The organism is Limisphaera sp. 4302-co, from assembly GCF_049537155.1.
GTDB lineage: Bacteria > Verrucomicrobiota > Verrucomicrobiia > Limisphaerales > Limisphaeraceae > Limisphaera.
This window is the reverse complement of record NZ_JBMVQZ010000008.1, coordinates 46,340-71,924: the sequence shown is the minus strand read 5'-3', so window position 1 is coordinate 71,924 and position 25,585 is coordinate 46,340. Positions and strand designations below refer to the sequence as shown.

Here is a 25,585-nt window from a genome sequence, read left to right as displayed (position 1 = left end):
TCCTGGTTGGCACCGCCCGGCACCTCCCGCAGGCCGGCATTGGCAGACGAGGCTGTCTGTGCCAATCTGCCGCCGCCATGCAAAGGCCGAACCCGCTGAAGTCCTCTCCGTCCGAACCGGGTTGCCTCGCGCCGGAAGCACCCTCTTCAGCCCGCCTCCCCGCGAAAGCCGGTGCCTCACCGGCCACGCGCACCTGCGCCTCGGGACGGCCCGACGCCCACCCTCGAGTCCGCCCCATCCAGCCTCGACCGCCGGGCCACGTGACCGCGGTCGCGCTCGGCGGTGCACTGGCGCTCTGCCTGGCCGCATGCGTGAGCCGGGAACCCTCCGGACGGCGCGAGTACTCGGGCAACCCGATCCTGCCCGGCTGGTACGCCGATCCCGAAGTGGCCGTGTTCGGCAAACGGGTGTGGATCTACCCCACCTTCTCCGCACCCTACGATCAGCAGGTCTTCTTCGACGCGTTTTCCTCCACCGACCTGGTCCACTGGACCAAACATCCGCGCATCCTCGACACCAACGCCGTGCGCTGGGCGCGCCGGGCCCTGTGGGCGCCGGCCGCCGTACACAATCAGGGCCGCTATTACCTCTTCTTTGCCGCAAATGACATCCAAAACAATCAACAGATCGGCGGCATCGGCGTGGCGGTGGCGGACCGGCCCGCTGGACCGTTCCGCGATCACCTCGGCCGCCCCCTCATCGACAAGTTCCACAACGGCGCCCAACCCATCGACCAGCACGTCTTCCGCGACCGCGACGGCCAGTGGTACATGTACTACGGCGGCTGGCGGCACTGCAACGTCGTGAAACTCAAACCCGATTTCACCGGCTTGGAACCCTTCCCCGACGGTTCCCGGTTCAAGGAAATCACTCCGCAGGGCTATGTGGAGGGCCCCTTCATGATGGAGCGGGACGGCAAATACTATTTCATGTGGTCCGAAGGCGGTTGGACCGGGCCGGACTACTCCGTGGCCTATGCCATCGCCGATTCACCCCTCGGGCCCTTCCGCCGCATCGGCAAGATCCTCCAACAGGATCCCGCCGTGGCCACCGGCGCCGGACACCATTCCGTCCTCAAACTGCCCGGCCGCGAGCAATACTACATCGTCTACCACCGCCGACCCCTGGGAGAACGCGACCCCAATCACCGGGTGGTCTGCATGGACCGGCTGGAATTCGACGACCAGGGCTTCATCAAACCCGTACGCATGACCTTCACGGGCGTCCGTCGCGTGCGGCTTTGACAAGCCCTTCCGTCCGGCATTCTGCCCGGGCGGGGCCGTGTGCCCCTGCGGGCCAAGGGCTTTCCCAGTGCTTCGACAGGCGCCAGCGCAGCACGACGTGCCGAGGAACCGCTGCGGCTGCCGCGGTTCCATGCGCCATTGCCCCGCGCCTCCGGGGCTCCTCACCCTCGTGAATCCACGGCCCGAAAATTCCCGGCGCCGCAGTCGCCCTGTCCGCCCTCCCACATCGCACCCCTCCGACGCCGCCACGCCGGACAGCCCAAATGCCTGTGGACACCCCACAGGTTCTCCCGCATCATCAGGGGTGAACGAGGAATATCGGGCCCGGCCCGGCTCGTGTATCTGCCATGAACACCCGCTCCATGCGCCAACGTGACGCCGACCGCGGGTTGCATAAGCTCCTGTCCTCCGTCGTACTGGGTGGCTGCATCCTCGCCATGGGGTGGGCGGGATCGGGTTGTACGGCCGCGTATTACGAAAAGGCCGCCGATCGCGCCGCCTACGCCGTGATCCACGAAAAAGGGCGGCTGGTCCCCAACATGGACCCCGACTTCACCCTGGCGCGCACCAATCTGGTGGACCTGGAGTCCCTGCCCGTCAACGAGACCGCAGAGGAATTCCTCGGCCCGGACGGTGTGCAGGAGCAGGGCGCCCGCCGGGTGGGCCTCGAAGCGGCCCTGGCCCTGGCCGTCAGCCACAGCCGCGCCTACCAGGCTCGCAAGGAACAGCTCTACCTCTCGGCCCTCGCACTGACGCTGACCCGGCACAATTTCACTCCGATTCTCTCCGCACGGGGCCAGGGCAGTTTCGGCGGCCAGACCGAACGCGCGATTCGTTACGAACTGGACCAGACCACCGGCGAACTCCGACCGGTGCTCAGCGACAACCTGGTGGAGGAACGCAGCGTCAGCGGTTCCGGCCAGATCCAGGCCAGCTGGCTCATCCAGGACGTGGGCCGGCTCAGTGCCTCGCTCACCACATCGTTTCTGCGGTTTCTCAGCGGCGGACAACGCCCATCCTCCCAGCTGACGGCCACCTTCATCCGCCCGCTCGTGCGGGACGCCGGCTACCGGCAGCAAATGGAGGCCCTCACCCAGGCGGAGCGCCAGATGCTCTACGACCTCCGCGAGTTCGTCCAATACCGGCGCGACTTCAGCGTCCAGATCGCCTCCGCCTATTACAACGTACTGGGTGAACGCGACCGCGTGCGCAATGCCTGGCTCAACCTGCAAAGCTCCCGCCGCAACGCCGAACGCACCCGCGCACTGGCCGAAGAGGGCCGCGTCACGCAAACCGACCTGGGCCGCCTGGCCCAACAGGAGCTCTCCGCCGAAAGCGCCTGGATCAATGCCGTGCGCAGCTACAAACAGGCCCTCGACAACTTCAAGCTCCTCCTCGGTCTGCCGCTGGACACCCGGATCGTGCTCGACGACCGCGAGCTGGAAAACCTCCAGATCCGCCACCCCGAGATCAGCGTGGAAGATTCCATCCGCGTCGCCCTGGCCGCGCGCCTCGATTACCTGAACGCACGCGACCAACTCGTGGACGCGGAGCGCAAGGTCGAACTGGCCGCCAATCAGCTCAAACCGCGCGTGGATTTCACCACATCCGTCACCCTGCGCAGCGATCCCGACGACACCACCGGGTTCGCCCTGCCCGAGACCGGCCGGTACAGTTACAGCGCCGGCCTGGAGATTGATCCCGGCCTCGACAAGACCGCCGACCGCAACGCCTATCGTGCGGCCTTGATTGCCCGGGACCAGGCGGCCCGGCGTGTCCAGCAGTTGGAAGACGAAATCAAACTGCAGGTCCGCGATAGCTGGCGTGCCCTCGACCAGGCCCAGCGAAACCATGAAATCAGCGAGATCGGCGTGCGCCTGGCCGAACGCCGCGTGGAAGAGCAGCACCTTCTGGCCGAGCTGGGTCGCGCCCGGGCCCTGGACCTGGTGGACGCACAGAACGACCTGGTCAACTCCCGCAACCAGCGCACGCAGGCGCTGGTGGCCCACACCATCGCCAGACTCCAATTCTGGAACAACCTGGGCATCCTTTACATCAAGAACCGCGGTCAATGGCAGGAGGTCACACATGTCCAAGTTCGCTGAACGCCTCCCCGCATGGTTGAGTCGGGGTCGGCTCCGATGGATGGCCGTTGCCGGCCTCCTGCTGGCGCTGCTGCTTTGGTGGGGCCGCACCGGCCGCACCCCGGACGCCGCCGGACCGACCTTCACCGTCCGACGCGGCCCCCTGGAGATCACCGTGCTGGAATCCGGCAACATCGAGGCCCTGGAAAGTCAGGAGATCAAATGCGAGGTGCGCGTCGGCTTTCAGGGCACCAAAATCCTTCGCATCGTCGAGGAGGGTCATCTCGTCACGGAAGAAGACGTCAAACAGGGCAAGATCCTGGTCGAGCTCGACTCCTCCGAAATCGAGAAGCAACTCGTCCAACAGGAAATCCAGTACCAAAACGCCGTGGCCGGCCTGGCCGATGCCGAACAGAATTACCAAATCCAGCTCAATCAAAACCTGACCGACATCGCCGCAGCCGAGCAGCGGGTCCGGTTCGCCCGGATGGATTTCGACAAACTGCTCGGGGATCAGGTGGCCGAATCCATCCTGCACGAACTCAACCTCGACGCCATCCTGGCCCGGGTGACCACAAATGCGCTCCAACCCCGCCGGCCGGCATCTCCACCGGAGTCGCTGTCCGGCCACACGACGCCCGCGCCGCATGTCGGTGCGGCGGCCGCCGCTCCCGTGACCGCCGCGCTCTCGCAGCCGGTCGGCGAGCCGGCAGACCCGCCCTCCGCACCGCAAATCCCACCAGAAGTCCTGGCCGCCCTCGCCCATGCCGACGCTCCCGCGCCGGCGGCTCCCTCTTCCCAACCGCCGCCCCTGGCCCCCTTGCCCACCGAAGCCAGCCTCAAACTGCCCTCGGCCAGCGACGTGGATTTTTCCCGCTACGCGAGTCTGGACACCCTGGGCGACGGCGAGGCCAAGCAAAGGCTGCGTCAACTCGAGGACAACCTCCAGGTCGCACGGAAGGAACTCGAACAGGCCACCGCCACGCTCGAAGGAACCCGTCGCCTGTTCGAAAAAGGCTTCGTCACGCGCACGGATCTGCAGCGCGACGAAATCGCCCACGAAAACAGCCGGTTGAAGGTGCAAACCGCGGAAACCGCGCGCGCCCTCTACCTCAAGTACGAGTTCCCCCGCACGGCCGAGGAAACACTCTCCAAATACCTCGACGCCATCCGGGAACTGGACAAAACGCGGCGGCAGGCCCTGGCCCGGCTGGCCCAGGCCGAGGCTCGATTGCGCTCGGCCCAGGCCCAGTACCAGGTCCAACGCCGGCAACTGGAGGATCTCCAGAACCAACTCACCAAGTGTGTCATCCGCGCGCAGCGGCCCGGCCTGGTCGTCTACGGGAGTGGCCGCGACGATGCCGTCTTCCGCGGAGAGGAAGCCATCCGAGAAGGGGCCACGGTTCGGGAACGCCAGACCATCATCACCATCCCCGACATGACCCGCATGGCCGTCAACGTGCGCATTCACGAAACCTACATCCAGAAGATCCACAAGGGCCAGAAGGCGCGCATCACCGTGGACGCCTTCCCCGACAGAATCCTCTCCGGCGAGGTCACCCGCGTGGCCGTGCTGCCCGATTCGCAAAACCGCTGGTTCAACCCTGAGATGAAGGTCTACAACACCACCGTAACCATCCAGGGAACCCACGAATGGCTCAAGCCCGGCATGAGCGCCAAGGTCGAAATTCTCGTGGACCGGCTCGAAGACGTCCTTTACGTGCCGGTGCAGGCGGTGGTCCCCAGCGAAAAAGGACACGTCTGCTACGTCCTGCGCGGGCGCAGGGCCGAACCGGTCCCCGTGCAAATCGGCCAGTTCAACGACGAATTCATCGAGATCCGGCAGGGACTCCAGGAGGGCCAGCAGGTCCTGCTCCACCCTCCTCTCGAGCCCGCACTTTCTCCGGAACCCGCGCCGGACGGCCGGGAACCCTCCCCGTCAGCCAACGCCGCACAAACCGTCCCGGCAACCGCCAGCAGTTGATCGTGCACCATGCCGGCACCCATCCTCGAGCTCCAGGATGTGCACAAACACTACCACATGGGCAGCGTGGTGGTGGAGGCGCTTCGCGGCGTCAGCCTCACCCTGCAACCGGGTGAGTACCTCAGCATCATGGGCCCGTCCGGCTGCGGCAAATCCACCCTGCTCAATGTACTCGGCTGCCTCGACCGACCTACCGCGGGCCGGTATCTCCTCGGCGACCAGGACGTCTCCCGGCTCGATGACGACGCCCTTTCCACCATACGCGGCACGCGTCTGGGATTCGTCTTCCAATCCTACAATCTCATCCCGCAACTGACGGTGGTGGAAAACATCGAAGTGCCGCTCTTCTACCAGGGGTGCCCGGAGGAACTCAGCCGCACCCGCGCGCGGCAAATGGCGGAACGCGTGGGACTCGGTCACCGGCTGGATCACCGGCCCTACGAGCTTTCCGGCGGCCAACAACAGCGGGTGGCCATCGCACGCGCCCTGGTCAACGATCCCCTGGTCATCCTGGCGGACGAGCCCACCGGCAACCTCGACTCCGTTTCCGGTCGCGAGGTGCTCGACCTCTTCGACGAACTCCACGCACAGGGCAGGACCCTCATCCTGGTGACCCACGATCCCACCGTGGCCGAACGGGCGGATCGGATCCTCCGGCTCCGCGACGGCCGGGTGGAAAAAGACGAGCGGCGCCGGCCCCCACCCTCGACTCACATCCACACCTCCGCCCCATGAAACGCAACCACCCCAGCCGCTCCACGTTCCCAGAGCCCGGCGCCCTCCGCCCGCCGCACCGGCGTCCCACAGGGACTTGTCTGTACTCTCAGCCCAGTGCGCACCCAACCGTCTTGCGACCGTCCTCGCCGCCGTGAACGCCGCATGCCTCTCAGCAGCGCCTTCTCGCGCCTCCTGGCACCGGATCCGCCAGACCCTGCGCCTCGGCCTGCGGAGCCTCTGGCTGCACCGGTTGCGCTCGCTCCTGACGGTGCTGGGGATCGTGTGCGGTGTCTGCTCGGTCATTGCCATGCTGGCCATCGGCGAGGGCGCCAGCTACGAAGCCCAGGAACAGATCAAAAACCTCGGCAGCCAAAACATCATTCTGCGCAGCGTCAAACCGCCCGAGGACCGCAAGGTCTCGGAGCGCGCCACCCAGAGCTTCGTCCTCGAATACGGTCTGACCCACACCGACCTGCGCCGCATCCGCGCCACCATCCCCGGCGTGACCGTCATCGTCCCGGCCCGGGTCATTCGCAAGTACGCATGGAACCTCACCCGGCGCGTGGATTGCGAGGTGGTCGGCACGGTGCCCTGGTATCCGGAGATCCGCAGTCACACGGTGGCAGTCGGACGATTCTTCACAGACCTTGATATGCAAGCGCGCGCCAACGTGTGTGTCGTGGAGGCCGAGCTGGTGCCGCTGTTGTTCCCGCTGGAGCTTCCGTTGGGCCGCCAAATCCGCATCGGTTCCCGGTATTATCGGGTCATCGGCGTCATGGCCCCACAGGTGGAGCGGCGATCCCGCGAGTCGGAACCGGCAGCCGTCAACCCTGCTGCGACTCCTCAAGCCGAAAGGCCGCGCATCTACATCCCGCTGGAAACGGCAAGGATCCGCTACGGCGAGACCCTCATCCGACAACGCTCGGGTACCCTCGAGGCTGAACGGGTCGCGCTGCACGAGGTAATCGTCCAGGTGCACCGGCTCGAGGAAGTCACGCCCGTCGCAGAGTCCATCCGACCCCTGCTCGAACATGGCCACGACAAAAGAGACTTCGAAATCGTGGTCCCTTGGCAACTGCTGCGCCGCGCCGAACGCACCAAACAGCTGTTCAATGTCGTGCTGGGATCCATCGCGGCCATTTCCCTGCTGGTCGGGGGCATCGGCATCATGAACATCATGCTCGCCAGCGTAACTGAACGAACCCGTGAAATCGGCATCCGCCGTGCCCTGGGGGCACGCCGTCGCGACATCGTGTTGCAGTTTCTGGTGGAAACGGTCCTGCTGAGCGCCTCCGGGGGTCTGTTGGGCATTCTCCTGGGCGCCGCCATCCCCTTCGCCGTCACCCAATGGGCAGGCATGAAAACCATCATCACCTGGTGGTCGCCGGCCCTGGCCTTCGGCATCTCAGCCCTCGTGGGCGTGGTCTTCGGACTTTACCCGGCCCTCCGCGCGGCGCGCATGGACCCGGTGGAGGCTCTCCGGCACGAGTAACCGGCGCAGGCCCGATGCCCGGTGCCGCAGCATGCACCGGCCCATCGCGCACTGGTGGCGCCGGGCTCCTCCTGCCGTACATTGTACTGGGACCTGAGCCATGACCAACCCAACCCACAGCCGTGGATCCTCCAAATCGGAGCCGCACGGCCGGGGAGCGGCCTATAACCCGCCCAACCGGTTCGAACCGTGGCAGTACGAGCCGGACTCGGACCTCGATCCGGCCGAGCAACCGCTGCCCCGCACCCGCTTCGTCTTGGACCGTTCGACCCGCGTCCTGAGTTTCAACGACAGTCCGGACCTTGGGTTCGACGTCAGCCTCAATCCCTACCGGGGTTGCGAACACGGCTGTGCCTACTGCTATGCACGCCCCACCCATGAGTACCTCGGCTTTTCAGCCGGACTCGACTTCGAGTCGATCATCGTGGTCAAACCGGATGCTCCCGAACTCCTCCGCCGCGAACTGAGCTTGCCCTCCTGGCAGCCGCGCCCCATCGCCCTGAGCGGCGTCACCGACTGCTACCAACCCGTCGAACGAAAATGGCAACTGACCCGTCGTTGCCTGGCAGTCCTGGCCGAGTTCCGCAACCCCGTTTGCGTCGTCACCAAGAACCACTGGGTCACGCGCGACCTGGACCTGCTGGCCGAACTGGCCGCGCACCGGGCCGCCGTGGTGTGCCTGTCCATCAGTACCCTCGATGCCCAACTCGCTAGGCGACTCGAACCCCGGGCCTCGCTGCCAGAGTTTCGACTCCGCGCAATCGAAGCCCTTGCCCGCGCCGGAATCCCGGTCGGCATCCTCATGGCTCCCATGATCCCGGGATTGACAGATTCCGAAATGTTCCAACTCACCCGGGCCGCCGCCCAGGCCGGGGCACGATTCGCCAGCTACTCCGTGCTCCGCCTGCCTCATGCGGTGAAGGATCTCTTCCTCGACTGGTTGGACCGGCATGCGCCCCTCCAAAAAGCCCGCATCCTCCGCCGCCTCCAACAGCTCCGCGAGGGCAGACTCACCGACTCGAGGTTCGGCACCCGCCTAACCGGGACCGGCCCGGAAGCCGCCCGCCTGGCGCGCATGTTCGAGGTGGCCTGTCGCAGAGCAGGACTGACCGACCCATTCCCCGAGCTCTCCACCGCGGCGTTTCGAGTTCCAGAACCCCGGGCCGGCACTGGACAACTGGAGCTGTCCTTCCCGGAAGACAAGCCACCCAACGATTCCAACCTGCAAGGGTTTCCGAACCTGAAGTGATCGGCCTGGCAGCTCACGAGGCTTCCCTCCGGTCCCCCGGCGACAGCCGGGCCGGCCCTCTCACCGCACAGGAACCACGCGCCGGGACGCTGCCCGGCCCAACACCCCAGCCAAATCGGAGCCCAATCCCCGTTCCCAGCCCGGTTTGAACCCACCACGCAAACCGCGGCCCGGGCAATCCCCTCCGCGGAAAAATTGCCGCACTTCATGCACAAGTTCCTCTGACCCAGGCTATAAATCTGCAGATCCGCCTTCGCAAATCCTCACCGCTCCAGTGGTCTTCCCGCACCGCTTCAAGATCTTCTGTCTAGCGCGTGATTTTCACGCGCGCCGCGTGATCTCGGCGCGCCGGCGCAACCGTTCAAAAATCGTCGCGCATTGGAAATCGAGGCTTTACACGCGGTCGGGGATTTGGCATTGTTCCTGCACAAGTTCAGACGAACGGAACCAAAAGTAACGAATCATGAAACAGACACGTCGCTTCAAACTCACCGCCTTCACGCTCATCGAGCTGCTGGTCGTGATTGCGATCATCGCGATCCTGGCTGGCATGCTCCTGCCGGCGTTGGCCAAGGCCAAGGCCAAGGCTCAACGGATCAACTGCGTTAACAACCTCAAGCAGGTCGGTCTGGGCTTCCGCATCTGGGCCAGCGACAACGGCGATCGCTTCCCCATGCGAGTGCCCAATAGCGAAGGTGGCACGGCCAACAACCTCCAAAACAACACCCTCATCTATACGCACTTTGCCGTGCTGTCCAACGAGCTGAGTACGCCCAAAGTGGTGGTCTGTCCGTCGGACGAGCGCAACGCGCGGACCAACTTCATCGTCCCTCCGGCGCCCCTCGCGGACTTCCGTGACAACACTGCGGTGTCGTACTTCCTCGGCCAAGACGCCGATGAAACCATGGGCTCCATGTTTCTGTCAGGCGACCGAAACATTTACGGTCCGCAGACCACGCCCACGGCAAACAACGGATACGGCAACTCTCCAAACACGATCGCTGGCGCCAGGGTGGCTCTGACGACCAACACTGCCACTTTGAACAACGTGGGTTGGACCGACAAGATGCACCAGCGTCAGGGCAACGTGCTATTGGCGGACGGCAGCGTACAGCAGTGGAGCACGTCCAAGCTGCGCGAGTCGGCACGCCAAACCGGGGACGTTTCGAATCCGGCCAACATGCTCCTGTTCCCGTAACCCATCGGAGCGCAGGCTTCTCCTTGGGCCGTCCGGATTCCGGACGGCCTTTTTTCTTTCCCAGGAAACACCGCGCACCGTACGGTAGACCCCGCAGGCCCCAAGCCCACGGCCGCGCACGGACAAGCAGAGGTCCCCCAGACCGGCCCCTGGAGCCCCCACGCCTGAGAAGCAGCTTGGGGTTCTGTACAGGCACACCCGACGATCAGGCTTGATTCGCCCTACCCCGGATCCAACACTCCCCGCGCATGACACCGGAGGAAGTCCTGCAAATCTTTCGGGAGACCGGCGCATTGTTGGAGGGCCATTTCATCCTGCGCAGCGGCCTTCACAGCCGCCAATATTTTCAGTGCGCATTGGCCCTCCAACAAATGCCCGTCGTCGAGCGGCTCGGCGCCGCTCTTGCCGAACCTCTTCGCGCCCTAGCCCTGGCAACCATCATCGCTCCGGCCATGGGCGGACTGGTCATCGGCCAGGAAGTGGCCCGACAACTCCGCTGCCGGTTCATCTTCACAGAAAAGGAAGATGGCCGGCTCACCCTGCGCCGCGGGTTCCGCATCACACCCGGGGAACGCATCGCCGTGGTGGAAGATGTCGTCACTCAAGGCGGTCGGGTCCGTGAAACCATGGAGATCGTCCGGAATGCCGGCGGCGAGGTTCTGGCTGTTGCGGTGCTGGTGGACCGTTCTAACGGCACGGTGGATTTCGGCGTCCCGTTCTTCAGCCTGCTCCGTCTGGCAGTCGAGGCGTTCCCGCCAGATCAATTGCCCCCCGACTTGACAGCCATCCCCGCGCTCAAACCGGGCAGCCGTTGATGCCAAGTCACCCTCTCGGCCGGACGATCCCCGCCGGGCGGACATCTTCTCCGGATCGGTCCCGCGTCATCCCGAAGGAGCCCATCCGGGGAAGCGCTTTGGGGGTCAACTCGGCAATAAGCCGTACCGGCCCGTAAGCTTTGAGAACGGGATTGCTCACACGGCCACCCTCGGGCAAACCCATGGGCCATGCATACTCTCATTGCTGCCGCCATCGGGTTGGTAAGCGGCCTCACCAGCGGGCTCTTCGGAGTGGGAGGCGGAATCGTCATGGTGCCGGCCATGCTTTTCCTGCTCAGCCCACCCATCCGCGACGTTAAACAAGCCGTGGGAACCTCCCTCCTGGTGATCATCCCCACCGCCTTGGTGAGCGCCGGCAAACACTGGACCCAAGGCAATGTGGACTGGCGCACGGCCCTTGCGCTCGCTCCAATGGCCGTGGCGGGAGGGTACCTGGGTGCCTGGCTTACGACCCGCATTCCGGCCGACGACCTCAAGCGGCTCTTCGGCGCGTTCCTCATGCTGGTGAGCCTGAAGCTCCTACTGGGACGTTGACCGGGGGCAACGGGTCCGATCCGCCGTGAATGCGCCAATCCGACCCCTGCTTCACATAAAGCGTCTGCGTCGGGAAGGCAAACTCGATGCCCTCTGCATCGAACCGCGCCTTGATCCGGAGGTTCAATTCCTGCATCCCTGCCAGGTACTGCTTGAAATCGGTGCCCTTCCACCAGTGAACCACGAAGATGTTCAACGAGGCGTCGTTGAACTTGTTGAAACTGATCCACACATCGTGGGTCATGGGATGAGCCCGGTAGATCTCGGACAGGATGTCCACCGCTCGTTGCACGCGCTCGGCCGGGGTGTTGTAGGTGATGCCGATGTTGATGAGCGTGCGGATGTTGGGACGCAGGGTGATGTTGGTGATGGTGGCGTTGGTCAGCGTCTTGTTCGGCACGGTGACCAGGTGGCCGTCCAGGTTTCGGATGCGCGTGCTGCGCAGCCCGATGGACTCGACCACCCCGTCCACACCCTCCAGCACGATCCGGTCCCCGATCTTGAACGGCTTGTCCAGGAAGATCACGATCGCGCCGATCAGATTGGCCACCGTTTCCTGACCTGCCAGACCCAGCGCCAGACCGCCCACCGAAAGGCCCGCCAGGATCGTCTTGATCTCGATTCCCAGGTTGTCGGCGGTCAAAAGGGCCGCGCCAATGACCAGGATCACCCGCGCCGTCTTGCGAATGGCCGGCAACAACGTCTCACGGAAAACCTTGTCCTCGGTGCCTTCCATCCGGATCTGCCACATGCCCAGCCCCAGATCCACCAGCTTGATGACCAGGTAGGTCAGGGACACCGCCACCAGCACGATCAGCCCCGCTGAAATCCAACGTCGCACCCCCGCAGGCCACTCGAGCACCTCCAACCCGATGTGCAAGAAGATCACCAGGGCCACCATCCGCACCGGCCCGTGGAGCATGTCGATGAGCAGATCGTCCCATCGGCTGGCCGTGCGCGCCGCGAAGCGGCGCAGCCGGACCGTCAAAAGGTGGTCCACGAATCGGGAACCGTAGATCGCCAACAGCAGGTACACCAGCGACGCCAGGTACCGCCAGAGCTTCATCCCCAGGAACTCCTGCTGCAGCCAGGGCACCCGATCCAACCCGAGAGTGAACAGGACGTTGGTCACCGGCGCCGGGTTCGACGGAGCCTCTGCCGCGACGGCAACCGGCGGGGCGGAAGTGCCACCGCCCGGCCCCGGCAGGGATTCGGCCGCACCGGCCCCTTCCGGAGCCCAGACCAACATCCACACCAGCCCGAGCAGGACACCGGCAATGCTTGCCATCCACCGTCGACGAACGCGCATGGGCCGGAAGGTAGAGAGCCGCAGGCGCGCGGGCAAGCGCAGGCGCCGGAGCCTGTTGCATCGAAACACCGCTGCATCCGCATCGACACGGTCGCGAACGAAGACGTCCCCGGAGGGGGCATGCGCCGGGCTCTGGCCATGACGGGACCGTCTCTTGAATCCGCGCGGCCGGAACTCCAGCCACGCCGCAGGCGGCACGACGCCCCTGCGGCCTGTCTCAGGGCTCCTCGATCTCGTTGTCCGCGTGCACGGCCCGACGCAGTTCCTCCAGAAAATTCGGCAGAGCACTCTCTACGCGGTTCCAATTCGGAATCAGGGGCGAGGACAAGGGATCTTCCTGGTAGGCCCGACAAGCCGCCCGAATGCTGCGGACAAAGGTCGCCACGGCACTCTCCTCCTCGTGCCGGGCATAGTACAAACCATTAATGGCCGCGTCCGCGGCGTAGAACCGAAGGGTATCCTCCGCCTGCCGGCTGTAGCAGGCCAGAAGGGAGTCAAACAGGCCGGTATCCAGTTTGATCCCCTCGGCAGCCATCCGAAGCAGCAGCGACTTCACAATGTCCACCGCCATCCGGTTGAGGCCCTTTTCGGGGTCGCGCGGAGAAAGCTCACGATGCTTGTGGTCGTAATTCTCGCAGAGCTCGGACTGGCAGATGGCACGAGGCGAACAGTTGCGGTAGACCTCCGCCAGCATGCCGATCTCCAGAGCCCAGTCGTGCGGGATCCGCAAACGCCGCACCAGATCCACATCCAGCGAGACTTCCCCGGCCAGCGGATAACGAAACGTGTCCAGGTACACCAGGAACGGGTGCGCACCCAGGATGCTTTTCAGTGCCCGAATCAACGGCGTCATCAACAGCCGCATCACCCGGCCGTTCAACCGATCCGTCACACGTGCGTAGTACCCCTTGCAGAAGTCGAATCCCAGGCTGGGATGGGCCACCGGATAACAGAGCCGGGCCAGCAGTTCCCGGCTGTACGTCAGGATGTCGCAGTCGTGCATGGCCACCATCCGCACCTGCTCGCTGGCCAGCACATAACCAAAACACATCCAAACATTGCGACCCTTTCCGCTGGGCCCCGGATACAAGTCGTTCTCCTCCAATTTCCGATACAACGCCGACAGTCTGGGACCGTCGTTCCAAACCACGACCGGCCGCTGGGGCAGGCCGGCAAAAAACCGTCGCGCCCGTTGAAAGTCCCGACTGCGGGTGGCACCGTCCAGCCCCACGATGATCTGGCGCAGGTAAGGAACCTCCCGCAGCTCCCGCGCAATCAATCGCAGCGCTCGCGTCCCCAACTCCCGCACATGACACGGAAGCACCAGGCCGATCGGGGTCTCGTGCACGAACTCCATCAACTCGCGCTCCAATCGTCCAAGGTCCTGCGTCCCCAGACGATGGAGCGTGGCAATGGCACCGGTCTGGAAAAAGTCCGCCATGCGTGCGATTTCGTTTCCTGTACCCTTCCGAGTTCCCCTGACCCGGGACACCGATCCGCTGCGCCCGGGCGACTCCCCGGCAGCCGCTTCGGAGCCGATAACCTCGCGAGAACCGAGCTGCGACCTGAACCTTTCGCCCTTGGAAAGATGCCCGGCAGTCGCCCTTCATCTGCGCAGTCGCGCACGCATCCGCATTCGCGCGGCTGTACAGCGTCGCATCCCTTTCCTAACAGGCCAGCCCTCCGGGTCAAGGCGCATTTCCCTCTGCGCCCCGAGCTTCCCGCCCTGCAGGCGCCCGGCCGGCCGGTCAAGCCCGGGATCTCCGGCAGCTGAGCCGGCCCGGTGCGGACGGCCCGGCCGGCAGGGCGGCTACATTGCCCGGCTGGCGAACCCGCGCTCCAGACGACAGAGACCGGGATGGCTGCGCTCTGGAGACTCGCAGGACGGGTGGTTCACAACCTTCGGTGGCCCCGCAGGGCACCCGGAGGAGCTGGCCTGCGGCCTGGAGGAACGGGATCAGCCGGCGCACGTCATCGGGGCTGCGGAGAAGCTTGAGCGGGGCCACCTTGAAGGCCCGGCAGCAAGAAACCCTTTACCGTGTCGAGGCCGGCGCAGGTAATGTTTGGGGTGTTCATTGCGATTCGTTCCTTGGATGCGAGCCGGCCTGCCGGGGTAGCAGGCCGCTCTGTCAACGGTTCGAGCCAAGGAACAGGGCAGCGGCGGTTCCTGCTCGGTACAAGTTTTCGGAGACCGCTGACCCCGGAGCTGGTGCACAGGTCGAATTTGCCGTTGCCGGTCGGGGTACCTGCTGCGGCTGGCACCCCAACCCCCTGTCCCCATGCGGGAGCCGGGCAAGGCCCTCACCACCCCCTGCAGCCGGAGTCTTCCCAAAGGAAAGAACCAAGGAGACGGCGTAAACACAGAGGTCTTGGGCTGCCCTCACAAGTGCTGCGTGCATCCGTCCATGCAAGGCTGCAGTCCATGCCGGGCGCATCTGCTACCAATTTTTTGATCAACACGGCCATCCCGTTTGCCGCGACGCCATGTGTACGATCACGACCCCTTCTCGCGTGAAGTGTCTTTCTTGTACTTCTTCCGTGCTCTCGGTGCCTCTGTGGTTGATTGGCAAGTCCCCCGGCGTCTCCAGGTTGGACTCCGCGTCTCGGTGGTTGCGGGACGGGCACGGCGGATCGGGCCGCTCCGGGATCGTTTCGCCCGGTGTTCACCTGTGGGCACCGTCAGGATCCACTCTCGAGGTCCGGCTCTGTCCGCCGGCGCACGGGCCGAGCGATCCCGGGCCTTGTTCCGCGCGTGCCGGCCCGTGGTGACATCTCCCTCGGGGCTTCGCAAGGGGCGTGGAATGCTCTGCGGAAGCTTTCCGGCGACTTCACCCGTCCACGGCATACTTGGCGAACCGCAGCCGGCTCGGGTAAAACCCCCGCCGCATGTTCGAATTGTTGCAGACAGATACACAGACAGCGGCGCGTCTGGGCCGGTTGACCACCCGGCACGGTGTGGTGGAGACACCGGTGTTCATGCCCGTGGGCACGCAGGCCACCGTGAAGGCCCTGGATCCACGCGAGCTGGAGGAGATGGGCACCCAGATCATCCTGGGCAACACGTACCACCTCTACATCCGCCCCGGCTTGGAGATCCTGGAGGCTGCCGGCGGCCTGCACCGCTTCATGAACTGGCAAAAGCCGATCCTCACCGACAGCGGCGGCTACCAGGTCTTCAGCCTCGCCCAGATCCGGAAGATTCATCCTCACGGGGTGGAGTTCCGGTCGCACGTGGACGGGGCGCGGCTGTTTTTGGGGCCGAAGGAAGCCATGGCGATCCAGCGGGTCCTGGGATCTGACATCGCCATGGTGTTCGACGAATGCCCCGCGTATGACGCGCCGCCGCGCGAGCAGCGCATGGCCGTGGAACGGACCCTGCGCTGGGCGCGCGAATGCCGGGAGCAACCCCGTGCCGAAGGTCAGCAGGTGTTCGGGATCGTCCAGGGGGGCACGTCCGCCGAGCTGCGCGAGTACTGCGCGCGCGAGTTGGTCGCCATGGATTTCGACGGCTATGCCATCGGCGGCGTGAGTGTGGGCGAGCCGGAACCCGAGATGTTCCGGGCGGTGGACATGACGCTGCCGCATCTGCCCCGGGAAAAGCCCCGGTACGCGATGGGGCTGGGCACGCCCGCGCAAATCGTCGAACTGGTGGCGCGGGGCGTGGACATGTTCGACTGCGTGCTACCCACCCGGGTGGCGCGCAATGGGACGGCGTTCACCCGCCGAGGTGCGTTTCCGTTAAAGGGAGGGGCGTACAAGGCGGATTTCCGGCCCATCGAGGAGGGGTGCGACTGCTTTGCCTGCCGACACTTCACGCGGGCCTATCTGCGTCACCTGCTCAACGTGAACGAGATTCTGGGTCTGCGGATGGTGAGCGTGCACAACACGCATCTGTACTTGAAACTCATGGCGGAGATCCGGGCGGCCATCCGGGCGGGAACCTTTGCCGAGTTCCGGCGCGAATTTGTGGCGCAGTACGTGCCCAGCCGGCGGGTGCTCTCGGCCCGGGCGGTTGCCGGCCTGGAGCGGTAGGATCCGTTCCGGCCGGTCCTCCATTCCGGCCGGCTCGATCCGGTCCTCAGAGCGAGAGGGAGCGCGCGGCCTCGTGCAGGATCTCGGCGCTGCGGCGCAGGGCGGCCTTTTCCGAGCGATTCAACGGCGGCAGCAGGGTGGTGCGGATACCGTCGGCACCCAGAACACGCGGCAGGGAAAAACAGACCGGGGCAAACCCGGCCAGGTGCCCGTCGAACCCGCTGAGGGTCAGGACCACCCGTTCGTCGTCGCGGATGGCCTTGACGATGCGGGCCAGGCCGGCCCCGATGCCGTAACAGGAGGCGCGCTTGCCTTCGATGATGCGGTAGGCGGCGCGCCGCACGCCGTCGTCGATCCGCGCCTTGACCTCGGATGTGAGTGCCCGACCGGATTGTTGGGCGAAGGTTTCCAGGGGCACCCCGCCGGCTCGTGCACTGGACCAGACGAGCACCTCTGAATCGCCGTGCTCGCCCAGCACGTAGGCGTGCACCGACTGGGGTGCGATGCCCAGGTGCTCGCCCAACAGGGCGCGGAACCGGGCCGTGTCGAGGATCGTGCCCGACCCCACCACGCGATCCGGGGGCAGCCCGGACAGCCGCAGGACGATCTGCGTGATGAGGTCCACCGGATTGGTGGCCACCACCAGGATCGCCCCCGGAGCATGCGGGCGCAGGCGGTTCATGACCTCCTGAAAAACCGCGGTGTTGCGTTCCAGGAGTTGAAGTCGCGTCTCCCCGGGCTGCTGGTTGACGCCGCAGGCCAGCACAACCACCCGGGCGCCGGCCAGGTCGGAATAATCCCCCGCCATGACCCGAACCGGGGACCCGAAAGGAACGGCATGGAGGATGTCCTCGGCTTGTGCGCGGGCCAGTTCCGGGCGCGCGTCCACCAGCACCAACTCGCTGGCCACACCCCGCAAAACCATGGCATAGGCCGCGCTGCTGCCGACGAAACCGGTACCGACGATGCCCACTTTCATGGAGATACCTGCCGCCGGGGTTGAGGGAACGGAAGGCCCGATCAGGCACCGATTTGCGACCGGATGACCGCCGCGATCTGGTTGCCCCAGTGTTCGAGCGCCGCGGCGTCCGGCCCTTCCAAGAGGAGACGGGCCTTGGGTTCGGTCCCGGAATACCGGAGCAGGAGCCGTCCACCCTGCTCTTGTAGCGCGGCTTCGGCCCGCGCCTTGAGCTCGGCCAGGTCCTTGAGTTCGTCGAACGGCGGTTTGGCCCGGACCTTGATGTTGAACTGGCGTTGGGGGAAGCGTTCCCAGCAACGGGTCAACTCGCTGAGCGGCTTGCCGGTGGTGCGCATGATGCGCAGCACCTGCAGGGCGGCCACCAACCCGTCGCCGGTCGTGGAATGATCCCGGAAGATGAGGTGACCGCTCTGTTCGCCGCCCAGGTTGTAGCCGTTTTTCATCATCTCATCGATGACGTACTTGTCGCCCACCTGCGTGCGGATGACCCGGCCACCGGCCGCCTGGATGGCGCGGTCCAGACCCGCATTGCTCATGACGGTGGTCACCAGGGTTCGTTCGGCCAGGGTCCCCTGCGCCAGCATTTCCAGGGCGGCAATGGCCATGATGTCGTCGCCATCCACCAGCCGGCCCTTCTCGTCGCACATGAGGACGCGGTCGGCATCCCCGTCGTGGGCAATCCCCACATCGGCCCGGTACTCCAGGACCAGCCGGCAGAGTTGCTCCGGGTGCATGGAACCGCAGTCCCGGTTGATGTTGGTGCCATCGGGTTGGTTCCCGAAGACCAGCACCTCGGCGCCCAGTTCGCGGAGGACGCAGGGGGTGGACTTGTAGGCGGCCCCGTGCGCGCAGTCCACCACGATCCGCAGCCCTTCCAGCGTGAGGTTGCGCGGGAAGCTGGACTTGGCGAACTCGATGTACCGGCCGAGCGCGTCGTCAATCCGGACGGCTTTGCCGATGTGTTCGGCGCTGGGGCGGATGTTCTCGATTTCGCCGCTGAAAACCAGGCGCTCGATCTCGGCCTCGACCGCGTCGTCGAGTTTGTAGCCGTCAGCCTGGAAGAATTTGATCCCGTTGTCGGTGTAAGGGTTGTGCGAGGCGGTGATGACGATGCCGGCATCGGCGCGGAGACTGCGCGTGACGTAGGCCACGCCGGGCGTGGGCAGCGGGCCGATGAAAAGCACGTCCACTCCCATGGAGAGAATGCCGGCGGAGAGTGCGTTCTCGAGCATGTAGCCCGAGAGACGGGTGTCCTTGCCGATCACGATCTTGTGCCGGCCCCGGCCCCGGGGCTGGGCTTCGAGGTGCTTGAAAACGTGAGCCGCGGCCCGGCCCAGTTTGAGGGCCGTCTCGGCGGTCACCGGTTCGAGGTTGGCCGTCCCACGGACGCCGTCGGTCCCGAAGATACGGTTCTTCTTGCTCATGATGGTTCGTTCAATCCGGCGGACTCCACACCCGGATCCGGGAGGGTTGGACGCGCACCACAGTGACTCCTTCGGGCGGCACCACCTCCACGGGGAGCGGCTGGCCGGGTTCGCCCGAATCCGGGTCCGCACGCACGACCACGCGCAGGTCTTCCGGATCCAGAGCTTCCACCAGCTCCCGCGGTCCCCGGACCGTCACCTCCACGGTGGAAGGTTCGACCCGGAATCCCTGGCTGTCGCCCGCCCGGACCAGGACCCAGACGGGCACGTCCGTCAGGGTGCGGGTCCGGCCGAACCCCACGCTCCCGCTTCCGCCCTGGATCATGTCGTGCACGGTGGTCCAGATCAACACCGCCAATGCCAGGGCGAACAGTTTCAGCCCCAGGTTTTCCTTGAACCAATGGAGAGGAATGCGCGCCATCAGCTCGACTCGCTCGAACCCGGCACGGTCGGCTGCCGGCTCAACACCGCCGGTGCAGGTCGCGGCCGTTCAAAACGCTGGCGCAACCAGGCGATCCAGCCCCGGGCACGAACCGGCCGGATCAACGTCGCCGTGAGGAAGTCCCGCAGCGCTTCCACAGTGACGCCGCGCACCAACTGGCCCCGGTACGCGTACGAGATGGAACCGGTCTCCTCGGACACCACCACCACGACGGCGTCGGTTTCCTCGCTGAGACCCAGGGCAGCCCGATGCCGCGTGCCCAAGGTGGGATCCAGGTCCTGCCGGCGCGACAGCGGAAAGATGCAGGCCGCATGGGAGATCCGATCGCCCTTGATCAGCACCCCGCCGTCGTGGATCGCATTGTTGGGGAAGAAAATGCATTCCAACATTTCCGGCGTGGCCTCGCAGTCCACCGGAATCCCCGATTCGACCACGTCCTCGAGTCGGATGGACTGCTCGATGGCGATCAGCGCCCCAATCTTGCATTCGGAAAGCCGTTCGCAGGCCTTGATGATCACCTCGATGATTTCGCGTTGTTCCTGCGGGGTGGCGAACAGCGGCAGTTTCCCCACCTCGGCCAGCATGCGGCGCAGTTCGGGTTGAAAGATCACCAGGATGGCCACGGCCATGAACGCCGAGAAGGTCCCCAACAACCAGCGCAAGACCTGCAGGTCCAGCAGGTAAATGATCAGACCGAGCGTGAGCAGACTGAGGATGAACCCGAGCACGACCGGCCAGCCCCGAGTCCCGCGCACGAACCGCAGCGCATGGTAGATCACCACCGTCAGGATGGCGATCTCCAGCGCCGGCCGGCCCAGCGCTTTCAGGACTGACAGATCCCAACCGTTCATGCCTTCAACACGGCTTCGATCACACGCACCGCCTGCACGGTCTCGGCCACATCATGCACCCGCAGGATGGCCACCCCCCGCGTCACCGCCCACACGGCACAAGCCAGCGAGCCCGGCAAACGATCGGCCACCGCCGCTCCGGTCAACACGCCGAGAAACGACTTGCGCGAGACGCCCAGCAGCAGGGGGCGCCCCCACCTAGTAAAGCTCGCCAATTCACGGAGCAATTGCAAATTATGCTCGCAGGTTTTGCCGAACCCGATCCCCACGTCCAACACCACGCGCTGCGGCGGCACGCCCGCACCGGCCAGTCGCTCCAGACGTTCCCCGAAAAAGGCCGACACCTCCGCCACCACGTCCCGGTAGGTGGGCCGCTGCTGCATGGTGCGGGGACAACCCTGCATGTGCATGCACACGTAACCCGCCCGGGCCTCCGCCACCACGCGCCACAGCGTCGGGTCGGAGCGGTTCGCCGCCACGTCGTTCACAATGCAGGCACCGGCGGCCAGTGCCTCCGCGGCCACTTCCGGTTTGACCGTGTCCACCGAAATCGGGATGCGCACCTGCCGGGCCAGGGACCGAATCACCGGCAGCACCCTGCGGAGCTCCTCCTCCAAGGGAACCGGTTCCGCGCCAGGACGGGTGGATTCCCCGCCCACGTCCAGCAGGTCGGCACCTTGCGCCGCCAGCTCCAACCCGTGCGCCACGGCACGTTCCGGGTCGAAATACCGGCCGCCGTCAGCAAAAGAATCCGGTGTGACGTTGACGATCCCCATCACCAGGGTCCGGCGGGGGAACTCCCAGCGATGGGGCCCGGCCTCCCAGAGCATCTCCGCCCTGGCCTCCGTTTCAGGCAATCGGCTCAACGCCCCTCCCGGCTGCTTGACAATCCTCACCGGGTGCCGGGCCCTGCACGGGCCCGCACCCTTCCCTGCGCACCGCCCTCAGTATCCGCTCTCACCCCGGCCCCGCTGGATCAGCTCGATTTCGTAGCCTTCCGGCGCATCAATGAAGGCAAAACCACTGCCGTCTTCACGGATGTGCGGGGGCTCCGAATAGTCCAGGCCGAACTGTTTCAGGTGCTCCCGGAACGCCTCCAGGCTGTCCACTTCGAACGCCAGGTGCGTGAGGTCGGGCTGGACCTGAACCGGGCCGCTGCCGGGGTAGTGGCAGATCTCGATCAGTTCTTCGCTCTCGGGCGCCTTGAGGAAGACCAGCTCCGAGCCGCGCGGCGACTTGTGCCGGCGCACCTCCTCCAGGCCCAACACCTCCCGGTAGAACCGGACGGTGCGTTCCAGGTCGTTCACCCGATAACGCGTGTGCAACAATTTCCGTACCTTTGCCATGGCTGCAGCATAGGGTGGCAACCGATCCGGCGCCATCTTCTTCCGGCCCGCTGCCGGGGTGTTCGGCCTGGTGACCGGGTTCATACTCAACAAGGGACGGTCCGCGCGCCGCTGCACCCACCGCACCTCATCCGCGTCCATCCCCGACCCACACAACGTCCCGCCGGCCGGACCTCCCCGGCCGCTGCGAGCGGGTACGGCGGATTGGCGTTTACAGGCCGGGAAGCCCGATTAGCATGGGGCATCGAACCGATTTTGGGCGTATGAAGAAAATCGAGGCCATCATCAAGCCTTTCAAACTGGAGGATGTCAAAGAGGCCCTTTCCGTCCTGGGTGTCCAGGGCATGACCGTGACCGAGGTCAAGGGTTTCGGCAGACAAAAAGGGCATACCGAGATTTATCGCGGCAGCGAGTACACGGTGGACTTTCTGCCCAAGATCAAGGTGGAGGTGGTCCTGCCGGACAATCTGGTGCAATCCGCGGTGGAGGCCATCGTGAAGGCCGCCCGCACCGGGAAGATCGGCGACGGCAAGGTGTTCGTGCTGCCCGTGGAGAGCGCAATCCGCATCCGAACCGAGGAGACCGGAGACGCAGCGGTTTGAGCGTGGGGGCCGGCTCTTCAACGGTGTGGAGCCGGCGACCCCGCGCCCCGGAGATCAACCCGGGACCTTCTCCTGCGGGGACCCGGCCGTGCACGTGGGTGAGAAAGGCTCGCGAAGCCAGGGAGGGTCCATGCAGCCATTGACCCACCGGCATACCGTTCGGGTGCGTTACGCCGAGACGGATCAAATGGGCACCTTTTATCATGCACGGGCCCTGGACTGGTTCGAGTGCACCCGTTCGGAGTTCATTCGCGCCCGACTGGGGCTGTCCTACGCCGAGGTGGAGGCCCGTGGGGTGTTCCTGCCGGTGATCGAGGCGCACCTGCGGTTGGTGGGACGCGCGCGCTACGATGATCTTCTCACGATTGACGCCACACTGAATCGGCAGGGTCGTGCACAGTTGCGGTTCGACATGGAGGTCCGGCACGCCGATTCCGGGCAGTTGGTGGTCAAGGGCTACACCGTGCACGCGTTCGTGGATACGCACGGCCGGCCCATCCGGCCCCCGGCATGGTTCCTGGCCCTGCTGGAGCGCGCCCCGGGGCATCCGCCCCCGCCGGATTCGTCCCGCACAGCCCGCTGAGCACGCGGACTTTCGCTTGCCTCAGCGCCGAATCTGGTTCATTGTAAGGCGGTCGCACAAGAAGCGCAGGGTCCGAAGCGGATTCTGCACCAACAGAAAAACCCAAACAACCGGGCAACGGATGGAGATACGCTTATGGAGACCCATTTTGCCAATCTGGAGGGTGCGCGCACGGCCCTGGCGAAGGAACGCGTGGTGGAGGACCTGCGCCAGTTGGCGCGGGACGCCGAGGCGCTGTTGCAGGCCACGGCGAATGACGTGTCCGACAAGGCGCGTGAAGCCCGTGATCGGCTGGCCCAGGCCTTGGAACGCGCCAAGGCCACCTGCGCCGAATTGGAGGAGGGCGTCGTGGTGCGCGCCCGGGAGGCAGCCCGTCGGGCCGACAGTGTCATCCGGCAGCATCCTTACGAGACGATCGCCCTGTCTTTCGCTTTGGGGCTGTTGATCGGCGTCCTGCTGGGCCGCAGGTGACAATCGAATGACGGAGGCACCTCCGCACAACCGGGGTGGGCGTTTCGGCCTCCGCCGGGCCGTTGGCGCGCTGGTCGGCCTTGCGCGCAACCGCCTGGAGCTTTTCGCCCTGGAATGGGAGGAGGAAAAGGAGCGGCTGCTGCGGTTTGCCGCGCGACTGACCTGTTTCCTGGTGCTGGGTGCCGCGGGGGTGGTGCTCCTTCTGGGATTGGTCGCGTGGGTGGCCTACCAGGTCCTGAACGCATGGGGCGTGCTGGCCGTGGCCCTCATTTGCCTGGGCGGCTCCATCCTGGGTCTGCGCCGTTTGATCAGTGAAGTTCGGGAGGGCCCCGGCCCGTTTGCCCAAACCGTGGCCGAATTCAGGAAGGACACCGCATGGCTGAACGGGGAAGATCCCAGGCGGAACGAGAACAAATCAAGCGGCTCCTGACCGCGGAGGCGGAACTCCACCGGGCGGTGCTTCGGACCGAGTACGCCAACGCCCGTGCCCTGTGGGAGAGCCTGACCCGTCTCTCTTCCACCGGCGGGTGGATAGCCCGGCTGCGCCACAGGGCCGGGGCGTGGGCCGTGGCCAGTGCCGTGGCAGGTTGGTGGGCCGTGCGCGGACGCCGGCACCTGAGCACGTTGCTGCCCGCGCTTTACGCCCTGTGGCGGTGGTGGCGCAAACACGGTGCCTCGTTGATTCGGTCCAGGGCCCGAACGAACCCTTCCGACGCCTCGTGAGGTTCGCCCGACCGGTCTGGCGAGCCCGCCATCCGTGGCATCGCTGGCCGGCGTGGCAGGAGCGGCCGGCCGAGCAGGCCCGGGGACCGCAAGATTGACCCCCTCGGGCGGGGTCTCGTAAGTTCAGCCGACATGATCAGACCGGTGACGATCCCCGCCCGGCTCTTTCGTGAAAACCGGGACCGATTGAGGCGTCTGTTGCCGCCGCGTTCACTCGTTGTGTTGAACGCAAACGATGTGATGCCCACCAACGCCGACGGCACGCTGGGCTTCGTGCAGAACGCCGATCTCTTCTACCTCACGGGCATCCTCCAGGAGCAGACGATCCTGGTGCTGGCACCGGACGCCAGCGATCCCACTCACCGGGAGGTGCTCTTCCTGCGGCGCCCGGACGAGCACACGCTGATTTGGGAGGGGCCCAAACTCACCAGGGAAGAAGCGCGCAAGATCTCCGGCATCGAGCAGATCCGCTGGCTGGACGAGTTCCCCCCGGTTTTTCGCCAGTTGATGTGCGAGATGGAACTCGTCTATCTCAACAGCAACGAGCACTATCGCGCCATGCCGGAGGTCGAGACGCGCGACGCCCGGTTCATTCGCGACTGTCAGCAACGCTATCCCCTGCACCAGTACCGGCGGCTGGCGCCGCTGATGCATCAGTTGCGCACGGTGAAATCCCCCGTCGAGGTGGACCTCATCCACGAGGCCTGTCGCCTCACCGGTCACGCCTTCCGCAAGGTCCTGCGCCGGATCCGGCCCGGCATCAACGAGGCCGAAGTGGAAGCCGAGTTCGCGCGCGAATTCATCCGGCGGCGCTCGGGTTTTGCCTATCCTCCCATCATCGCCTCCGGTCCCAACACCTGCATCCTCCACTACACGCGCAACGACCGCACCTGCCGCGCCGGAGAGTTGCTGCTGCTGGACGTGGCGGCAAACTACGCCAGTTACAACGCCGACATGACGCGCACCGTGCCGGTCAGCGGGAGGTTCACCCGGCGCCAGCGCCGGGTCTACGAGGCCGTGCTCCGCGTCTTCCGGCAGATGACCCGCGCACTGGTCCCCGGCAAGACCCTCAACGACCTCCGGAAGGAGGCCGAAACGCTCATCGCCGAAGAATGCCGGTCGCTGGGCCTGCTGCCCCGAAGAGGGCGAAAAACCGATCCCGATTCACCCCCCGTCCGCCGCTATTTCATGCACGGTGTGGCTCATCCGATCGGCCTGGACGTGCACGACGTGTTACAGCCGGGCCAGAAAATCGCCGCCGGCTGGGTGCTCACGTGCGAACCCGCCATCTACATCCGCGAGGAGGCCCTGGGCGTCCGGCTGGAGAACACCCTGCTGGTCACCGACCAGGGGCCGGTGGATCTGATGGCCGACATCCCGATCGAACCGGACGAGATCGAACAGCTCATGAGCCGGTGAGGCGCGCGGCGTACCGGCGCGGTCCACCGCACCCGCCGGGAGGGATGCCGCCGGCGCGCGGCGCAA

At 65.6% G+C, this 25,585-nt stretch carries 24 protein-coding genes; 16 read left to right on the top strand and 8 right to left on the bottom strand.

The annotated features are described in order from the left end of the window. The first annotated feature begins 287 nt into the window (after window positions 1-287). The 9 genes from ACPDIX_RS09440 to ACPDIX_RS09400 all read left to right on the top strand — a co-directional run bounded on the left by ACPDIX_RS09440 (window position 288) and on the right by ACPDIX_RS09400 (window position 11,338). On the top strand, window positions 288-1,244 hold the full coding sequence (locus ACPDIX_RS09440) for a glycoside hydrolase family 43 protein (RefSeq protein WP_423431631.1): 957 nt from the start codon (window positions 288-290) through the stop codon (window positions 1,242-1,244). Between the two features lie 347 nt (window positions 1,245-1,591). Then, window positions 1,592-3,349, top strand: coding sequence for a TolC family protein (locus ACPDIX_RS09435; protein WP_423431537.1), 1,758 nt, complete (start codon window positions 1,592-1,594; stop codon window positions 3,347-3,349). Next, window positions 3,333-5,312 (top strand): efflux RND transporter periplasmic adaptor subunit, encoded by a 1,980-nt coding sequence (locus ACPDIX_RS09430; protein WP_423431536.1) that lies wholly within the window; start codon window positions 3,333-3,335, stop codon window positions 5,310-5,312. Before ACPDIX_RS09435 ends, ACPDIX_RS09430 begins: the two co-directional genes overlap by 17 nt. Window positions 5,313-5,321: 9 nt before the next feature. Further along, window positions 5,322-6,047 carry an ABC transporter ATP-binding protein gene (locus ACPDIX_RS09425; protein WP_423431535.1) on the top strand — a complete coding sequence of 242 codons (726 nt, stop codon included), beginning with the start codon at window positions 5,322-5,324 and terminating at the stop codon, window positions 6,045-6,047. Window positions 6,048-6,180: 133 nt separating this feature from the next. Further along, window positions 6,181-7,521: an ABC transporter permease gene (locus tag ACPDIX_RS09420; protein WP_423431534.1), complete on the top strand. Its 1,341-nt coding sequence runs from the start codon at window positions 6,181-6,183 to the stop codon at window positions 7,519-7,521. Between the two features lie 100 nt (window positions 7,522-7,621). Beyond that, the gene (locus ACPDIX_RS09415; RefSeq protein WP_423431533.1) at window positions 7,622-8,770 is read left to right on the top strand and encodes a PA0069 family radical SAM protein; all 1,149 of its coding nucleotides are present in this window, start codon (window positions 7,622-7,624) and stop codon (window positions 8,768-8,770) included. 463 nt (window positions 8,771-9,233) lie between these two features. Continuing rightward, on the top strand, window positions 9,234-9,968 hold the full coding sequence (locus ACPDIX_RS09410; protein ID WP_423431532.1) for a type II secretion system protein: 735 nt from the start codon (window positions 9,234-9,236) through the stop codon (window positions 9,966-9,968). A 248-nt stretch (window positions 9,969-10,216) separates the two neighbouring features. Beyond that, on the top strand, window positions 10,217-10,783 hold the full coding sequence (gene pyrE, locus ACPDIX_RS09405) for an orotate phosphoribosyltransferase (RefSeq protein ID WP_423431531.1): 567 nt from the start codon (window positions 10,217-10,219) through the stop codon (window positions 10,781-10,783). Between the two features lie 189 nt (window positions 10,784-10,972). Continuing rightward, window positions 10,973-11,338, top strand: coding sequence for a sulfite exporter TauE/SafE family protein (locus ACPDIX_RS09400; protein WP_423431530.1), 366 nt, complete (start codon window positions 10,973-10,975; stop codon window positions 11,336-11,338). Here the strand turns inward: ACPDIX_RS09400 and ACPDIX_RS09395 are convergent. Then, window positions 11,301-12,647, bottom strand: a complete 1,347-nt coding sequence (locus ACPDIX_RS09395; RefSeq protein WP_423431529.1) for a mechanosensitive ion channel family protein — start codon at window positions 12,645-12,647, stop codon at window positions 11,301-11,303. The two genes, ACPDIX_RS09400 and ACPDIX_RS09395, sit on opposite strands and share 38 nt — an antisense overlap. A 217-nt stretch (window positions 12,648-12,864) precedes the next feature. Then, a complete protein-coding gene (locus ACPDIX_RS09390; protein ID WP_423431528.1) occupies window positions 12,865-14,088 on the bottom strand; it encodes a glycosyl transferase in 1,224 nt (407 codons plus the stop codon). A gap of 1,445 nt (window positions 14,089-15,533) precedes the next feature. On the opposite strand from ACPDIX_RS09390, the gene tgt reads away from it, so the two are divergent. After that, window positions 15,534-16,679, top strand: a complete 1,146-nt coding sequence (gene tgt, locus ACPDIX_RS09385; RefSeq protein WP_423431527.1) for a tRNA guanosine(34) transglycosylase Tgt — start codon at window positions 15,534-15,536, stop codon at window positions 16,677-16,679. A 46-nt stretch (window positions 16,680-16,725) separates the two neighbouring features. Here tgt and ACPDIX_RS09380 read toward each other — a convergent pair whose 3' ends face one another. The 6 genes from ACPDIX_RS09380 to ACPDIX_RS09355 form a co-directional block, all read right to left on the bottom strand. Continuing rightward, the gene (locus tag ACPDIX_RS09380; protein WP_423431526.1) at window positions 16,726-17,658 is read right to left on the bottom strand and encodes an L-lactate dehydrogenase; all 933 of its coding nucleotides are present in this window, start codon (window positions 17,656-17,658) and stop codon (window positions 16,726-16,728) included. A gap of 41 nt (window positions 17,659-17,699) precedes the next feature. Beyond that, entirely contained in the window at window positions 17,700-19,082 is a 1,383-nt protein-coding gene (gene glmM / locus ACPDIX_RS09375; protein WP_423431525.1) for a phosphoglucosamine mutase, read from the bottom strand. A gap of 10 nt (window positions 19,083-19,092) precedes the next feature. Then, the gene (locus ACPDIX_RS09370) at window positions 19,093-19,503 is read right to left on the bottom strand and encodes a CdaR family protein (protein ID WP_423431524.1); all 411 of its coding nucleotides are present in this window, start codon (window positions 19,501-19,503) and stop codon (window positions 19,093-19,095) included. Next, the gene (gene cdaA / locus ACPDIX_RS09365) at window positions 19,503-20,375 is read right to left on the bottom strand and encodes a diadenylate cyclase CdaA (protein ID WP_423431523.1); all 873 of its coding nucleotides are present in this window, start codon (window positions 20,373-20,375) and stop codon (window positions 19,503-19,505) included. Before cdaA ends, ACPDIX_RS09370 begins: the two co-directional genes overlap by 1 nt. Further along, window positions 20,372-21,205 carry a dihydropteroate synthase gene (folP, locus tag ACPDIX_RS09360; protein WP_423431630.1) on the bottom strand — a complete coding sequence of 278 codons (834 nt, stop codon included), beginning with the start codon at window positions 21,203-21,205 and terminating at the stop codon, window positions 20,372-20,374. The genes cdaA and folP overlap by 4 nt, the downstream gene beginning before the upstream one ends. Window positions 21,206-21,319: 114 nt before the next feature. Then, entirely contained in the window at window positions 21,320-21,721 is a 402-nt protein-coding gene (locus ACPDIX_RS09355; RefSeq protein ID WP_423431522.1) for a VOC family protein, read from the bottom strand. A gap of 263 nt (window positions 21,722-21,984) precedes the next feature. Here ACPDIX_RS09355 and ACPDIX_RS09350 point away from each other — a divergent pair, with 263 nt between their 5' ends. The 6 genes from ACPDIX_RS09350 to ACPDIX_RS09325 all read left to right on the top strand — a co-directional run bounded on the left by ACPDIX_RS09350 (window position 21,985) and on the right by ACPDIX_RS09325 (window position 25,519). Continuing rightward, entirely contained in the window at window positions 21,985-22,323 is a 339-nt protein-coding gene (locus ACPDIX_RS09350) for a P-II family nitrogen regulator (RefSeq protein ID WP_423431521.1), read from the top strand. 130 nt (window positions 22,324-22,453) lie between these two features. Further along, entirely contained in the window at window positions 22,454-22,906 is a 453-nt protein-coding gene (locus tag ACPDIX_RS09345; RefSeq protein WP_423431520.1) for an acyl-CoA thioesterase, read from the top strand. A gap of 135 nt (window positions 22,907-23,041) precedes the next feature. Continuing rightward, the gene (locus ACPDIX_RS09340; RefSeq protein ID WP_423431519.1) at window positions 23,042-23,377 is read left to right on the top strand and encodes a DUF883 family protein; all 336 of its coding nucleotides are present in this window, start codon (window positions 23,042-23,044) and stop codon (window positions 23,375-23,377) included. A 7-nt stretch (window positions 23,378-23,384) separates the two neighbouring features. After that, window positions 23,385-23,807, top strand: coding sequence for a phage holin family protein (locus ACPDIX_RS09335; protein ID WP_423431518.1), 423 nt, complete (start codon window positions 23,385-23,387; stop codon window positions 23,805-23,807). Continuing rightward, window positions 23,753-24,100 carry a hypothetical protein gene (locus tag ACPDIX_RS09330; protein WP_423431633.1) on the top strand — a complete coding sequence of 116 codons (348 nt, stop codon included), beginning with the start codon at window positions 23,753-23,755 and terminating at the stop codon, window positions 24,098-24,100. The genes ACPDIX_RS09335 and ACPDIX_RS09330 overlap by 55 nt, the downstream gene beginning before the upstream one ends. A gap of 132 nt (window positions 24,101-24,232) precedes the next feature. Next, the gene (locus tag ACPDIX_RS09325) at window positions 24,233-25,519 is read left to right on the top strand and encodes an aminopeptidase P family protein (protein ID WP_423431517.1); all 1,287 of its coding nucleotides are present in this window, start codon (window positions 24,233-24,235) and stop codon (window positions 25,517-25,519) included. Window positions 25,520-25,585: the final 66 nt, after the last annotated feature.